The organism is Thermus sp. FJN-A, assembly GCF_054655095.1.
This window is the reverse complement of the sequence record NZ_BAAHSC010000148.1, coordinates 1-261: the sequence shown is the minus strand read 5'-3', so window position 1 is coordinate 261 and position 261 is coordinate 1. Positions and strand designations below refer to the sequence as shown.

1 protein-coding gene is annotated in these 261 nt (G+C 73.2%); it reads left to right on the top strand.

Annotated features, from left to right (window positions below; genetic code table 11):
- Positions 1–15: 15 nt before the first annotated feature.
- A partial coding sequence (locus ACYQ0J_RS00760; protein WP_460170292.1) for a metal-dependent hydrolase occupies positions 16–261 on the top strand: 246 nt, incomplete at its 3' end.

Sequence of the window (261 nt, the reverse complement as noted above, 5' to 3'; positions counted from 1 at the left end):
TTGCAAGGGGGGGCCATGACCGCCGCGACCCACCTGGCCGGGGCCGCCCTCACCGCTTCCCTCCTGCGGGGCTTCGGGGTGGAGGTGGGCCTCCTGGAGGGCCTGGCCCTGGCCTGGGGGGCGGTGATGCCGGATGTGGACACCACCACCTCCGGCCCCGGCAAGTTCCTGAGGCCCCTCTCCACCTTCCTGGAAAGGCGCTTCGGCCACCGCACCCTCACCCACTCCCTGCCCTTCCTCCTGGCCCTCGCCCTCCTCCTC